14 protein-coding genes are annotated in these 13,450 nt (G+C 69.9%); 7 read left to right on the forward strand and 7 right to left on the reverse strand.

Annotation, left to right across the window (positions count from 1 at the left end; translation table 11 throughout):
• The 4 genes from minC to CH341_RS00410 all read left to right on the forward strand — a co-directional run.
• Positions 1-383, forward strand: a 383-nt coding sequence (gene minC, locus CH341_RS00395) for a septum site-determining protein MinC (protein WP_146604329.1), incomplete at its 5' end; no start/stop codon positions are given.
• 20 nt (positions 384-403) lie between these two features.
• On the forward strand, positions 404-1,219 hold the full coding sequence (minD, locus tag CH341_RS00400; protein WP_111417061.1) for a septum site-determining protein MinD: 816 nt from the start codon (positions 404-406) through the stop codon (positions 1,217-1,219).
• A complete protein-coding gene (gene minE, locus CH341_RS00405) occupies positions 1,216-1,485 on the forward strand; it encodes a cell division topological specificity factor MinE (RefSeq protein ID WP_111417062.1) in 270 nt (89 codons plus the stop codon). Before minD ends, minE begins: the two co-directional genes overlap by 4 nt.
• Before the next feature lie 162 nt (positions 1,486-1,647).
• The gene (locus CH341_RS00410) at positions 1,648-2,157 is read left to right on the forward strand and encodes a GNAT family N-acetyltransferase (RefSeq protein WP_111417063.1); all 510 of its coding nucleotides are present in this window, start codon (positions 1,648-1,650) and stop codon (positions 2,155-2,157) included.
• Positions 2,158-2,380: 223 nt separating this feature from the next.
• On the opposite strand, the gene CH341_RS00415 is transcribed toward CH341_RS00410, so the two are convergent.
• Complete coding sequence (locus CH341_RS00415; RefSeq protein WP_111417064.1) at positions 2,381-3,958, reverse strand: 2-isopropylmalate synthase; 1,578 nt, start codon at positions 3,956-3,958, stop codon at positions 2,381-2,383.
• Positions 3,959-4,504: 546 nt separating this feature from the next.
• Between CH341_RS00415 and CH341_RS00420 the strand changes: the two genes are divergently transcribed.
• The 3 genes from CH341_RS00420 to CH341_RS35105 all read left to right on the forward strand — a co-directional run bounded on the left by CH341_RS00420 (position 4,505) and on the right by CH341_RS35105 (position 7,702).
• Complete coding sequence (locus tag CH341_RS00420; protein ID WP_111417065.1) at positions 4,505-4,966, forward strand: hypothetical protein; 462 nt, start codon at positions 4,505-4,507, stop codon at positions 4,964-4,966.
• 256 nt (positions 4,967-5,222) lie between these two features.
• Positions 5,223-5,792 carry a LemA family protein gene (locus CH341_RS00425; RefSeq protein ID WP_245430796.1) on the forward strand — a complete coding sequence of 190 codons (570 nt, stop codon included), beginning with the start codon at positions 5,223-5,225 and terminating at the stop codon, positions 5,790-5,792.
• Positions 5,789-7,702, forward strand: a complete 1,914-nt coding sequence (locus tag CH341_RS35105; protein WP_111417067.1) for a DUF2207 domain-containing protein — start codon at positions 5,789-5,791, stop codon at positions 7,700-7,702. The genes CH341_RS00425 and CH341_RS35105 overlap by 4 nt, the downstream gene beginning before the upstream one ends.
• An 8-nt stretch (positions 7,703-7,710) precedes the next feature.
• On the opposite strand, the gene CH341_RS00435 is transcribed toward CH341_RS35105, so the two are convergent.
• The 6 genes from CH341_RS00435 to CH341_RS00460 form a co-directional block, all read right to left on the reverse strand.
• On the reverse strand, positions 7,711-8,532 hold the full coding sequence (locus CH341_RS00435; RefSeq protein ID WP_111417068.1) for a phosphodiesterase: 822 nt from the start codon (positions 8,530-8,532) through the stop codon (positions 7,711-7,713).
• A gap of 46 nt (positions 8,533-8,578) precedes the next feature.
• A complete protein-coding gene (locus CH341_RS00440) occupies positions 8,579-9,274 on the reverse strand; it encodes an NUDIX hydrolase (RefSeq protein ID WP_111417069.1) in 696 nt (231 codons plus the stop codon).
• The gene (locus CH341_RS00445) at positions 9,271-10,170 is read right to left on the reverse strand and encodes a PhzF family phenazine biosynthesis protein (protein WP_111417122.1); all 900 of its coding nucleotides are present in this window, start codon (positions 10,168-10,170) and stop codon (positions 9,271-9,273) included. The genes CH341_RS00440 and CH341_RS00445 overlap by 4 nt, the downstream gene beginning before the upstream one ends.
• Positions 10,171-10,175: 5 nt before the next feature.
• Positions 10,176-11,024 carry a pyridoxal kinase PdxY gene (pdxY, locus tag CH341_RS00450; protein ID WP_111417070.1) on the reverse strand — a complete coding sequence of 283 codons (849 nt, stop codon included), beginning with the start codon at positions 11,022-11,024 and terminating at the stop codon, positions 10,176-10,178.
• A gap of 103 nt (positions 11,025-11,127) precedes the next feature.
• Positions 11,128-12,003 (reverse strand): EamA family transporter, encoded by an 876-nt coding sequence (locus tag CH341_RS00455; protein ID WP_111417071.1) that lies wholly within the window; start codon positions 12,001-12,003, stop codon positions 11,128-11,130.
• 321 nt (positions 12,004-12,324) lie between these two features.
• The gene (locus tag CH341_RS00460) at positions 12,325-13,365 is read right to left on the reverse strand and encodes an ABC transporter substrate-binding protein (protein WP_111417072.1); all 1,041 of its coding nucleotides are present in this window, start codon (positions 13,363-13,365) and stop codon (positions 12,325-12,327) included.
• Positions 13,366-13,450: the final 85 nt, after the last annotated feature.

The following is a 13,450-nucleotide window of genomic DNA, read 5'->3' on the forward strand; positions in this document are numbered from 1 at the left end:
CCGCCGCCGCGCCCGCCCGGGCCGCACCGGCGCCGGCGCCGCAACAGCAGCCGGCCGGGTCGCTGACCATCGACATCCCGGTCCGCTCCGGCCAGACCATCTATCATCCGCACGGCGACATCATCGTGCTCGGCGCCGTCTCGTCGGGCGCCGAGGTGGTCGCCGGCGGATCGATCCACATCTACGGCACGCTGCGCGGGCGGGCCATGGCGGGCGCGAACGGCGACAAGCGCGCCCGCATCTTCTGCCGCAGGATCGAGGCCGAGCTCCTCGCGATCAGCGGCTATTACCGAACCGTCGACGATCTGGAAGCATCGCTCCGCAACCGGCCGGTCCAGGCCTGGCTCGACGGCGAGACGATGCTGATTGCTGCATTCGACTGAGGCAGGGAGAGGGACCGACAATGGCCAACGTGGTCGTGGTGACATCGGGAAAGGGCGGCGTGGGCAAGACCACCACCACCGCCGCTCTGGGGACGGCCCTGGCCCAGAGCGGCCAGACCGTGGCGGTGGTCGATTTCGACGTCGGGCTGCGCAATCTCGATCTGGTGATGGGGGCCGAGCGGCGGGTCGTGTTCGATCTCATCAACGTCGTGCAGGGCGCCGCCAAGCTGCAGCAGGCGCTGATCCGCGACAAGCGGGTGGAGACGCTGTGGCTGCTGCCGGCCTCGCAGACCCGCGACAAGGACGCGCTCACCGACGAGGGCGTCGCCCGCGTCATCGACGAGCTGCGCCAGCGCTTCGACTGGGTGCTGTGCGACAGCCCGGCCGGCATCGAGCGCGGTGCCCAGCTCGCCATGCGGCACGCCGACGCGGCCGTCATCGTCACCAATCCGGAGGTGTCGTCGGTGCGCGACTCCGACCGCATCATCGGCCTGCTCGACGCCAAGACGGAGCGGGCCGAGCGCGGCGAACGCATCGCCAAGCACATCCTGGTGACGCGCTTCGATCCGGCCCGGGCCTCCCGGGGCGAGATGCTCGGCATCGCCGACATCGTGGAGATCCTCTCGCTGCCGCTGCTCGGCATCATTCCCGAGAGCCAGGAGGTGCTGCGCGCCTCGAACCTCGGCACCCCGGTGGTGCTCAGCGACCCGGCCAGCGCGCCGGCCCGCGCCTACACGGAGGCGGCCCGCCGGCTCGAGGGCGAAGATCTCGAAATCGTCATCCCGGCCGAGAAGCGCGGACTGTTCACGAAGCTGTTCGGACGGAGAGCGGCATGATGTGGAGCTGGTTCAAGCGTCGCAACTCCGCGCCGGTGGCACGGGAGCGACTACAGATTCTGTTGGCGCACGAGCGTTCCACGCTCGGACGCTCGAACCTCGTCTCGGTCCTGCAGGACGAGATCCTCGCCGTCATCTCGCGGCACGTGTTCGTCGATCCCGACGCCGTGCAGGTGAAGATGGATCGCGGCGCGAAGATCTCCACCCTGGAGATCGAGATCGAGATCCCCAACATGGTCGGCCCGCCGCTGGCGATGACGTATTGAGGTGGCCACATCTCGGGAGACACTGCGATGGCCGGGCTCGTCCCGGCCATCGGCGTTTGTCGATCGCGCCCGGTGACGACACCGGCGCCCGCGCCGAACGCCGAGACAGGGCGCGGACGCGGACGCGTGCAACACGATCCCACCGACCGAAGGCATCCCCCCATGCTGATCCGCCCCGCCACCGACGCCGATGCCGATGCGCTATGGGCGATCCTGGAGCCGGTGATCCGGGCCGGCGAGACCTATCCGCTGCCGCGCGACATGGATCGGGACTCGGCGCTCGCCTACTGGCTGGCACCGGCGCACGAGGTGCACGTCGCCGTCTACGAGGAGCGCGATCGCGAGGCGGTGCTGGGCACCTACTATCTGCGCGCCAACACTGCCGGCGGCGGCGCCCATGTCGCGAACTGCGGCTACATGGTCGCGCAGGACGCGCCGGGCCGCGGCGTCGCGCGGGCGATGTGCACGCACTCGCTCGACCGGGCGCGGGCCCGCGGCTTCCGCGCCATGCAGTTCAATTTCGTGATCAGCTCGAACGAGCGCGCCGTGCGCCTGTGGCAGCACATGGGCTTCGACATCGTCGGCCGCCTGCCCGGTGCCTTCGCCCACCCGACGCTCGGTTTCGTCGACGCGCTGGTGATGTGGCGGGAGGTGCGAGACGGAGATTCGTAGCGTGGGCGAAGCCGCGTCGCGGCGGGCCCACGCCGTCTTCTCGACGCCCGAGCGCGTGGGCACGGGGCGCCTTCGGCACCCCTTTGCTCACCCTGCGGCTTGCTTGGTGCCTTCGGTCACGCCGTGCTGGAGCCCCTCGGGGACATCCGAAGCCGCCACCGGCGACCGCGGGTGGGTCTCGCGCTTGCTCGGCCCACCCTGACGTCTCGGCGCCGACGCGGCCCTATCCGGCATGCTGCGGATGGATGCGCGGCTCGGCGACCGCCGTCTTGCCGCGCTTGCTGGTCAGCTTGTTCAAAGCTCCCAGATAGGCCTTGGCAGACGCGACGAGCGTGTCCGGATCCGCCGCCTTCGCGGTGAAGGACCGGCCATTCTCCGAAAGCCGTACCGACACCTCCGCCTGCGCATCGGTGCCCTCGGTCACCGCCTGCACTTGGTAGAGCTCCAGCTTGGCCTCGTGCGGCACCAGCGAATGGATGGCGTTGAAGATCGCATCCACCGGACCGTTGCCGACCGACTGCGTCGTGACGTGCTTGCCCTCGATGTCGAGGGTGAGAGTCGCGGTCTGCGGTCCCATCGTGCCGGCGATCACGGTCAGCGAGAGCACCTTGATGCGATCGTGCGCGGTCGCGATCTCCTCGTCGACGAGCGCCTCGATATCCTCGTCCTGGACCTGCTTCTTGCGGTCGGCCAGCGCCTTGAACCGCACGAAGGCGTCCTCGAGCTGGTTGGCGGAGAGCTTGTAGCCCAGATCCTCCAGCTTGCGCACGAAGGCGTGGCGGCCGGAATGCTTGCCCATCACCAGCGAGGTCTGCTTCACGCCGACGCTCTCCGGCGTCATGATCTCGTAGGTCTGGGCGTTCTTGAGCATGCCGTCCTGATGGATGCCGCTCTCGTGGGCGAAGGCGTTCCGGCCGACGATCGCCTTGTTGTACTGGACCGGGAACGACGTCACGGCCGAGACCAGCTTGGACGCGCGGGTCAGCATGGTCGCGTCGATGCCGGTCCACCAGGGCAGCACCTCGCTGCGCACCTTCATGGCCATCACCACCTCTTCCAGCGCGGTGTTGCCGGCGCGCTCGCCGATGCCGTTGATGGTGCATTCGATCTGCCGCGCGCCGCCGCGCACGCCGGCCAGCGAGTTGGCCACCGCCATGCCGAGATCGTCGTGGCAATGCACCGAGAACACCGCCTGGTCGGAGTTCGGCACGCGCTCGCGCACCGTCTTGAACAGCGTGTAGTACTCTTCGGGCGTCGTGTAGCCGACCGTGTCCGGGATGTTGATGGTGGTGGCGCCGGCCTTGATGGCGGCCTCGACGCAGCGGCACAGGAAGTCGATCTCGGTGCGGGTGCCGTCCTCGGACGACCATTCGACGTCGTCGGTGTAGTTGCGGGCCCGCGTCACCTGGGCGATCACCATCTCGTAGACCTCGTGCGGCTCCTTCTGGAGCTTGTGCTTCATGTGCACGGGCGAGGTGGAGAGGAACGTGTGGATGCGCTTGCGCGAGGCCGGCTTGATCGCCTCGGCGCAGCGGTCGATGTCCTTGAAGGCGGCGCGGGCGAGGCCGCAGACCACCGCGTTCCTGGTGCGCTTGGCGATCTCGTGGACGGCCTGGAAGTCGCCCTCGGAAGCGATCGGAAAGCCGGCCTCGATGACGTCGACGCCCATCTGGTCGAGCAGCTCGGCGACCTCGAGCTTCTCCTCGTGCGTCATGGTCGCGCCGGGCGACTGCTCGCCGTCACGCAAGGTGGTATCGAAGATGACGACGCGGTCCTTCTCGGACGACGAGTGCGAGGTCATGGTGGGATCCTTCTCGAAAATACGCGCGCCGCTGCAGGGCGCATCCGGGGTTCCGTCTCGGGTCCCCTGAGCGCCCAGGCGCGTCGCGCCCTGCCGGCCCTCAGGGGCAGCTAAGGAGAAGGAGCAGGCCGGAAATCAGGGCAGCCGCGGGCGGAGCCTGAACGGCCCCCCCGGAAAGCGCGCGATATGTGCAGCGCGGCGACATGCCCGATCCTCAGTCGCCCTCACGGTCGCCGACAATCGTTAACGCGGCGTTGACCGGAGAGGCAACGGCGCCCTTTTAGCGTGCGCCGTCGGCGAGGGCAAGCCGGGGGCCTCGGATGTGCGCTCGACCGCTGGCCGGGGCCCCCTCCACGCCGCCTGATTCGGTGCCAACCGGGGCCTGACAGGGCCACTGTCGTGAACGCTTTACCATGCAGCCGCCGCAACATAGGGGGATAATTTACAACCCATTGCAGAATCTGTATTATAATGCCGTCGCGACTTCTCTTCGAAACTCGGACCAACCTGAAGAGGCACCCCGCCCCGGGGTGAAGGGTTCATCAAATGAATTATTGGATCGCCGCATTCGCCGTCGCCCTCGTCGTGGTCATCGGCGCCGCCGCCGGCCCGCTCGGGGCCGTCATTTCCCTGATCGCCTTCGCCGTCACCCTGTTCCTGCTCTGGGCCCACAAGCTCGGATACATGGGAGCATGGACGCGGTTCGGCCTGGACCGGTTCACGGCGCCCTTCCTGGAGGGCGACAACTACGACCGGCTCACGCTGATCACCACGGACGGCGAGAAGCTCGCAAAGGCCTGCACGGTCGCGCTGGTGCTGATCGCCCTGTCCCTGGTGCTGCCGGGCTATCAGGTCGGCATTCTCGTGGTCGCCGTCGGCGCTTGGTACCTGTACCAAATCCGGCGCGCCAACGCCCCGGCCAAGCCGTCGGCCGCGACTCTGGAGCTGCCGTCCGCCAAGGGCGGCGCCTTCAAGCCGGCCGAGACCCGCGAGGCCCGCATCAACTGACCCGACCGATCGGGAGGCGGCCGGACCTCCGCGCCGTCTCCCACTCCAAGACTCCGATGTCGGCCGCGCCCGCGAGCCGAAAAGGTCTATCAACCTGTCGCCACGCCGATGACGGGCCGGACGTCGTGTGAGGGACCGCACTTTGTCGGCCTCCCCACGTCCCCTAAGCTGTCCGCCGCGCTGCCCTTCCGAGTCGCATCTTCTGCGAAACGCCCCTTCCCTGCCCGGGTGCCGCCGTGACGGCGCACGGGCCAGCATGCGAGACGCCATGGGTCCGGAGTGGATCGTCCTCGTCGTTCTCGCCGGCCTCGCGTTGTATGCGGCGTATCTGTTCAACAGGCTGGTGCGGCTGAGCAACCTCGCCGCCGAGGCGTGGAGCGGCATCGACGTGCAGCTCCGCCGGCGGACCGATCTGGTGCCCAATCTGGTGACCGCCGTGAAGGCCTATGCGGCACACGAGCGCGCTCTGTTCGAGGATCTCGCGGCGCGCCGGGCCGGCAGCGTGGCAGCCGACACGGTCGCCAACCAGGCGACGGCCGAACGCGCGCTGCAGAGCTCGCTCGGCCGCCTGCTGGCGCTGGCGGAGGCCTATCCGGACCTGAAGGCGGATCGGAACTTCAGACAGCTCCAGGACCAGCTCGCCGAGATCGAGGATCAGCTCCAGATGGCGCGGCGCTATTACAACGGCACGGTCCGCGACCTGAACGTCGCGGTGCAGTCGCTGCCGGACCTCCTGGTGGCGCGGCTGGCCGGCTTCGGGCCGAAGCCGTTCTTCGAGATCGAGGACGGCGACGCCGCCGCGCCGCAGGTGGAGTTCTCGCGGTGAGCGCCCGCGCCGCGTTGCGCCGGGCCACGCTCGCCATCGCGGTTCTGGTCGTGGCCATCGCGACCGGGCTCGCGCCGGCGACGGCGCAGGAGCGGATCCTGTCCTTCCTCAGCGACGTGTCGGTGGAGCGGAACGGCGACCTCATGGTCACCGAGACGATCCGGGTCCAGGCAGAGGGCCGAGACATCCGCCGCGGCATTCTTCGCGATGTTCCGACCGTGTACACGCGACGGGACGGCACGCGGGTCGAGGTCGGCTTCGACGTGCTCGGCGTGCAGCGCGACGGCCAGGCCGAGACGTTCGCGCGCGAGGCGCTCGCCAACGGCGTCCGGCTGCGCATCGGCAGCCCCGAGACGTTCCTGCGCTCCGGCCCGCACACCTATGTGATCACCTACCGCACGACCCGCCAGATCGGCTTCTTCGACGATGTCGACGAGCTGTACTGGAACGCCACCGGCACCGGCTGGACCTTCGCGATCGACGTCGCCGAGGCGCGCATCACGCTGCCCGAGGCGGTGCCGTTCCGCCGCAGCGCGTTCTACACCGGACCGCAAGGCGCGACCGGGCACGATGCGACCGTGGTCGAGCAGCGGCCCGGGCTGATCGTGTTCCGCACCACCCGGCCGCTGCCGCCCAAAAGCGGCCTCACGGTCGCGGCGGCATGGCAGAAGGGCATCGTCGCGCCGCCGACCGACGCCCAGAAGCTCGGCTGGTGGCTCACCGACAATCTCGCTGTGTTCATCGCGCTCGCCGGCGGCGCCGGGCTGCTCGGCTATTATATGGTCGCCTGGGTGAGGGTCGGGCGCGATCCGGCGCGCGGCACCATCATCCCGCTGTTCGGCCCGCCCGAGGGGTTCACGGCGGCGGCGGTCCGCTACGTTTCGCGGATGGGCTTCGACGACCGCACCTTCGCGGCCGCGATCGTCGATCTCGGCGTGCGCGGCCACCTGACCGTCGCCGACGTCGGCTCGCTCACGCGGGTGTCGCCGCGGCAGGGCGGCAGCGTCCTGCCGGCGCCCGAGCGGGCCGTCCCGCAAAAGCTGTTCGTCCGTGGCCCGGTGACCCTGGAGCAGGAGAACCACGAGCGCATCGCGGCGGCCAAGACGGCGCTTCAGCGGGGCCTCGACGCCGCCTATCGCGGCGTGCTGTTCAGGACCAATGCCGGTTGGGCCGCGGCCGGCGTCGTCGGCTGGATCGCGCTCGCCGCCGCCGTCGTGGTGACGACGTTCATGACGCGCGGCGAGACGGTCGGCGGACCGCTGATCGTCGGCACCCTGTTCGGCTCGATCGGCGCCTTCGCGGGCGCGCTGCTGCTCTACGGCCTGCTCCGCGGACAGGTGAAGGTCGCCGCCTTCGTGGTCGGCGCGATCTTCCTCGTGGTGTTCGGCGGCGCCGGTCTGCTCGCCCTCACGGCCTCGGCCGACACGCTGATCGGCGCCGTGCCGGGGCTGGTGCCGGTGGCGCTCGCCCCCGTGGTCGCCCTCGCCTTTCCGCTGCTGAAGGCGCCGACCCCGCAAGGCCGCAAGGTCATGGATCAGATCGAGGGCTTCCGTCGGTATCTCGGCACAGCCGAGGAGGAGCGCCTGGAGTTCCTCACCCCGCCGCAGAAGACGCCGGAGCTGTTCGAGCGCTTCCTGCCCTACGCCATCGCGCTCGACGTGGAGAACACCTGGGCGCAGCGCTTCGCCGGCGTGCTGGCCGCGGCCGGCGTCGGCGCCGCGGCGGCCGCCTGGTACACCAGCGACCGCGGCCGGGACGACCCGGTCGGCTGGACCGAGAAGCTCGGCAGCGGCCTCACCGATACGGTGTCGTCGTCGTCCACGGCGCCCGGATCGAGCGGCGGCTCGGGCTCCGACGGGGGTGGCTCCTCGGGCGGCGGAGGCGGCGGAGGCGGCGGCTCGGGGTGGTAAGGCGGCCGTCAGGCGGTCCCGCCCGACTTGCCCTGGAAGAACGGGAACGGTCCCGGCGCTCGCTGCACATAGGCCTGGTGCGTGACCAGGCCAGTGCCCTCGATCCAGTTGTGCAGCAGGAAGGCGGGCGGCTCCAGCACGAAGTCGGGCGCCGCATCCGGCGCCAGCGCCAGCGTCACCTGATGGGCCACCGAGGGGGCGATCTGGCAGATCGTCCCGGCCCACCGCACCGCGACCGGGCGATGGTGGTGACCCGTGATCACGCGCTCGACCTGCGGATGCCCGGCGACGACCGCGGCGAACCGCTCGGCCCCGTCCAGCAGACGGATGCGGTCCATGTGGGCGATGCCGCACACGAAGGGCGGGTGGTGCAAGGCGACGACGGTGGGCACGTCCGGCGCCGCGGCGAGCGTCTCGGCCAGGAAGGCGAGCGACTCCGGCTCCAGCCGCCCCGAGCCGTGCCCCTCCCACAGGCTGTCGAGGCCGATCAGCCGGACCGGCCGCGTCTCGACCACGAAGTCGAGCCGGCCGTCGATCGGCAGATAGCCCTTCCCGGCGAAGGCGGTCCGCATCGTCTCGCGCCGGTCGTGATTGCCTGGAATGCAGACGACCGGCATCGGCAGACGGTCGAGCAGGTCGGCGATGTACGCGAACTCGGTCGGCAGCCCCGCGTCGGTGAGATCGCCCGTCACGATCACCAGGTCCGGGGCCGGGCGCAGCCGCAGCAGCGCGTTGATGGCCTGCTCGGCATAGGCGTTGGTCTCCGAGACACCGTAGGCCAGCACGCCGGCGGGCCGGACGTGAAGGTCTGAAATCTGGGCGATCAGCATACCAAGCCCGCTCCGTTCTTCACCGGCCGGTCGTTCACCACCGCCCTCACCGCCACACATGACGAAGGAACGCCTGGACGAAGTCCAGCACGCTGTCGTCGAGATCGGCCGGCCCGTGCGCCGCGTAGACGCGCGCGAGCTCGGGATGGTCCTCGGCCGCCATGTGGGCGCGGGCTCTTTCGCACAAGGTCGCGGCCGGCAGCCGGGCCTGCAGGATGCGGATCAAAGCGAGGCGCGGCCAGGCCGGCACCATGAACCAGGCGCCCTGCTCGTACTCGTTCGGACCGATGCCGGTCTCCTCCTGCATCTCGCGCACGATGCTGCCGGCGAAGTCGACGGTGCCGTCGCGCGCGTCGCTCGGATCGGGCGTGCCGCACGGGAAGTAGACCTTGCCCTGGTTGGCCGTACCGGCCGACATCTCGCCGAGCAGGAAGCCGCCGTCGCGGCCGCGCAGCGCCCCCATGGCGAACGCGTTGGTGACGCTCGTGTCCGGGAAGCCCCAGTCTCGCCACGCCATGAAGCTGGCGAAGTCTGCCTCGAACAAATGCGCGCGCACCGTTCCGTCGACCAGCGCATGATCGCGCATCAGCAGCACGCGGCCGTTCCAGACATGCGGCAGGCGACGTTGAAGCGTCGCGAAATGCGCGTCGATCTCGGCGCGACGCTCGACCGCGAACCGCCAGTCGAACGGCACCAGCGAGAGTTCGAGACGATCGACCGGGAGAACCGAGAGCGGGGTCACGCGAGCAGCCGGCCTTCACTGACCACGATCGCCTCGCCGCCGATCGCCGCGGAGACGAGCGCGCCGCCGCGCATGGCGAGCGACAGCGTGATCAGGCTCGGCCGGCCCATCTCGAAACCCTGCTCGACGACGAGATCATGGTCGCCGTCCGCGAGGCCGCCATGCCGCGCCACCGCGCCGGCGAAGGCCGCGACCGCCGCGCCGGTCGCCGGATCCTCGGCGATGCCGAGGCTGGGCGCGAACATCCTGGCGTGAAAGGCGTGGCCCGGCTCCACGGTCTCACGCGTGAACACGAAGGCGGCCGGATGACCCTCGCGGCCGAAGGCGGCATCCCACCGGCCCATGTCGGGTTTTGCGCGCGCCACGGCGGCGAGGCTTGCGACCGGCACCAGCGTGAAGGCGACGCCCGCGGTCCAGTTTCCGGGGACGAAGCCTCCGAACCCCACATTGCTTTCGCCGAGGCCGAGCGCGGCGGCGACCGCGGCCGCATCGATGGCGCCCGAGGCAGGCTCCGGCAGGCGCGGCAGGTCGAAGCGGGCGCGTCCACTGTCGGCATCGCGGGGCGCGACGCGGCAATGCACTGGGCCGACCGTCTCCTCGACGACGATCTCGCGGTCGTTCGCGATACCGTCGAGCCGGGCGAGCAGCACGGCGGCGCCGACGGTCGGGTGCCCGGCGAAGGGCAGCTCGCGCGCCGGCGTGAAGATGCGCAGTCGTGCCCGATGTGCGCCGTCGTCCGGCGGCAGCACGAACACGGTCTCGGACAGCGCGAACTCCTTGGCGATCGCCTGCATGGCCGCGGCGTCGAGGCCTCCGGCGTCGAGCACCACGGCGAGCGGATTGCCTGCGAAGCGTCGCGACGTGAACACGTCGAGCGTGACGAAGCGGCGGGCCATGGCGATCACACCGCCTCCGGCGTGAACACGCGGGACGGCGCGACGAACTCGTCCTGCGCCGCGACGGTGAGGATTTCGCGCGAGCCGGCCTCCACGGTCCGCTTCAGCAGCCCGAAGATCGACGACGCGGCGCGTGAGAGCGCCTCGGCGGTCGAGCCGGTGGCGAGGTGGTGGAAGAAGAACAGCGCCGCGATGGCGTCGCCGGCGCCGTTGATAGAGATGTCGAGTTTCGGAGTGCGCAGCCGGAAGCGGCCGTCGGGACCAGAGGCCAGGAGATCGATGGCGTCGGCCGGCGTCTCGTCGGTGTGCAGCGAGGTGACCAGGATCACGCTGGGCCCGAGCAGATGGACAGTCTCGATCGCCTTGGTCGCGTCGGCGAGCGTGCCGGTGCTGCGCTCGGCCAGGTATTCCAGCTCGAACTGGTTCGGCGTGATGATGTCGGCGGCCGGGACGGCGCGGGCCCGCATGAACTCCGGAAGCCCAGGGCGCACGAAGACGCCGCGCCCGACGTCGCCGATCACCGGATCGCAGCAGTAGCGCGCCGCCGGATTGGCCGCGCGGACCTTTGCCACGGCGTCCAAAATCGCATCACCGATGTCGGCGCCGCCCATGTAGCCCGACAGCACGCCATCGCAGAGCGGCAGCGCGCCACGCTCGGCGATGCCGTCCAACAGCTCGCCGATCATGGCGCCGTCGAACACCCGGCCCTTCCAGGCGCCGTAGCCGGTGTGATTGGAGAACTGCACCGTATGGATCGGCCACACCTCGCAGCCGAGCCGCTGTAGCGGGAACACCGCCGAAGCGTTGCCGACATGGCCATAGGCGACGTGCGATTGAATCGAGAGAATGTTCATGGGCCAGGCTGTGAGCGATAGGTGCGGACCGGTGCGGAACCCCTACAGCGCGTCGCCGCGTGGCGCAAACGGGTTTCGGACCCGGCTCACGCCCGCGGGAGGCTCACACCCGCCGCCGCGTCGGCACCATCAGGATGGCGAGGCCGACCAGCACCAGCGCCATGCCGGCGAGCCGCAGCGGGCCGAAGCGCTCGCCGAACACCAGGCTCGAGGCGAAGGCGCCGATGAACGGCACCAGCAGCGCGAACGGCGCGATGGTGGCGACGCCATAGCGGCGCAGCAGCGCCCCCCAGGCCGCGAACGCGATGGTCGTCCCGGCGAAGCCGAGATAGAGCACCGACACCCAGGCGATCCACGGCGCGGCGACGAGGCTCTCGCCGATCGCCGCCGGGCCTTCCAGCGCCAGCGCCAGCGCCAGGCAGGGCAGCGGCGGCACCAGGCTGAGCCACGACATCAGCGCGACCATGTCGCTCTGGCCCGCCTTGCGCAGCAGCAGGTTGCCGATCGCGAAGCTCAGCGGCGATCCGAGCATCAGGAGGAGCGCCCAGACGTCGAACTCCTGGCCGATCGTCCCGCCGATGCAGGCGAGGCCGGCCGCCGCGACGACCAGCGAGGCCGTCTGCCGACCGGTCGGATACTGGTGGAAGATCGCCGCCGCGAGCGCCACCGTGAACATCGACTGGGTCTGCAGGATCACGGCGGCGAGGCCGGGCGGCACGCCGTGGGTGATGCCGAGGAACAAGAACATGAACTGGCCGACGAACAGCGTGAGGCCGATGGCGATGGTCACGCCGAAGGCGACGCGCGGCCGCGGCACCACCAGAAGCGGCAGCGCCGATGCGGAGAAGCGCAGCGCCGCCAGCATCAGCGGCGAGAAGCTGTCCAGCCCGAGCTTGGTGAAGACGAAGGCGACGCCCCAGATGCCGGCGACCAGCAGGGCGAGCAGCGTGTGCGGGAGCGTCAGGCGCGGGGCGTACATTCCGGATCCGTGGGGGTGGTCCGGCCGCGGGTCGCGGACCCTCCACCCGGACGCCGCACGGTTTGCACGGCTTTTGGACCTGTCGCCCGGGGCTGGCCGAAGGTCAAGCGCACCATGCAGGTGCGCCGTGCAAGGATCTCCCCTCATGGTGAGGAGCGATCCGGGCGCGCTCGCGCGCCGGAAGCGCGTCTCGAACCATGCGGCCCCCGCACCCCTGTAGCCGGGGCCGCCCTCGCCCTTCGAGACGGCCGCTCCGCGGCCTCCTTAAGGGTGAGAGCGGAGAGAGCGCGACACCGAGGAATGCGAGGGGCAGGCGCCCCGTCACATCGTGCCGGCGGCCTTCTTGACGAAGCGGTCGTCGAAGGTGCGCTTGAGGTCGATCTTGGCGTCCTTCATCTCGTCGTCGAACTGCACCAGCATGTCGAGGGCGTTCTTCATGCCCTTCTCGGGGATGATGCCGGTGGTCGAGTACATCGGCTTCGACGCATTGAAGGCGGCGATGTAGAGGGCGCGGTCGCCGAGGTGGTATTCCTCCGGCACCGTCTTGGCGACGTCCTCGGGCGTCGCGGTCTGCAGCCATTTGAGGGTCTTGTAGAACGCATTGACGATGCGCTGCGTGGTCTCCGGGTTCTTCTCGATGAAATCGGCCTTGAGATAGACCACGGCGGCCGGATTGTTGCCGCCCAGGAGCTTCTCGTTGTCGGCCTCGGTGCGGCTGTCCGCCATCACCACCACGTCGCCGTCCTGCACCAGCTTGGTGATCACCGGATCGAGATTGGAGATGGCGTCGAGCTCGCCCTTCTTCATCGCCGCGACCGCCGACATGCCGGCGCCCACCCCGATGATCGACACGTCGGTCGACTTGAGGCCGTCCTTGGCCAAGAGCGCGTTGAGGAAGAAGTTGGTCGACGAGCCCGGCGCCGTGACGCCGATCTTCATGCCCTTGAGGTCCTTGAACGACTTCACCGCGGCGGCCTTGTCCTTGCGGACCGCCAGCACGATGCCGGGGAAGCGGCCGAGCTCGGTGACGGCGCGGATCTCCTGGCCCTTGGCCTGCATCCGGATGGTGTGCTCGTAGGCGCCCGTGACCACGTCCGCGGAGCCGCCGATCAGCGACTGCAGCGACTTCGCGCCGCCGCCGAAGTCCGTGATGGTGACGTCGAGCCCCTGCTCCTTGAAGTAGCCGAGCCGCTCGGCGAGGGTGAGCGGCAGGTAATACAGCAGGCTCTTGCCGCCGACCCCGAGCACCAGCTTCGGCTTTTCGGGGGCAGGCGCGGTCTGGGTTGCGGTCTGGGCGGCGACGGGCCCGGCGAATGCGGCGAGGGCCGTGGCGGCGGCGACGGCCAATACGCTGATCTTCATGCAAAGTCCTCCCTGGGCCCGGTTCCGCAAAATGCCTGCGGGCCCTTGTTGGTTCGTCGATATCGGGCGCGCGCCGCAGATTCAA

The sequence above is a fragment of the Rhodoplanes roseus genome (assembly GCF_003258865.1).
GTDB classification, from domain to species: Bacteria; Pseudomonadota; Alphaproteobacteria; order Rhizobiales; family Xanthobacteraceae; genus Rhodoplanes; species Rhodoplanes roseus.

Bases quoted from the DNA above. Each gene is read 5' to 3' on its own strand.
- CH341_RS00460 (WP_111417072.1), bottom strand. From the start codon at position 13,365: ATGAAGATCAGCGTATTGGCCGTCGCCGCCGCCACGGCCCTCGCCGCA.
- CH341_RS00415 (WP_111417064.1), bottom strand. From the start codon at position 3,958: ATGACCTCGCACTCGTCGTCCGAGAAGGACCGCGTCGTCATCTTCGAT.
- CH341_RS00420 (WP_111417065.1), top strand. From the start codon at position 4,505: ATGAATTATTGGATCGCCGCATTCGCCGTCGCCCTCGTCGTGGTCATC.
- CH341_RS00435 (WP_111417068.1), bottom strand. From the start codon at position 8,532: ATGCTGATCGCCCAGATTTCAGACCTTCACGTCCGGCCCGCCGGCGTG.
- minE (WP_111417062.1), top strand. From the start codon at position 1,216: ATGATGTGGAGCTGGTTCAAGCGTCGCAACTCCGCGCCGGTGGCACGG.
- pdxY (WP_111417070.1), bottom strand. From the start codon at position 11,024: ATGAACATTCTCTCGATTCAATCGCACGTCGCCTATGGCCATGTCGGC.
- CH341_RS00410 (WP_111417063.1), top strand. From the start codon at position 1,648: ATGCTGATCCGCCCCGCCACCGACGCCGATGCCGATGCGCTATGGGCG.
- CH341_RS00455 (WP_111417071.1), bottom strand. From the start codon at position 12,003: ATGTACGCCCCGCGCCTGACGCTCCCGCACACGCTGCTCGCCCTGCTG.
- minD (WP_111417061.1), top strand. From the start codon at position 404: ATGGCCAACGTGGTCGTGGTGACATCGGGAAAGGGCGGCGTGGGCAAG.
- CH341_RS00445 (WP_111417122.1), bottom strand. From the start codon at position 10,170: ATGGCCCGCCGCTTCGTCACGCTCGACGTGTTCACGTCGCGACGCTTC.
- CH341_RS00425 (WP_245430796.1), top strand. From the start codon at position 5,223: ATGCGAGACGCCATGGGTCCGGAGTGGATCGTCCTCGTCGTTCTCGCC.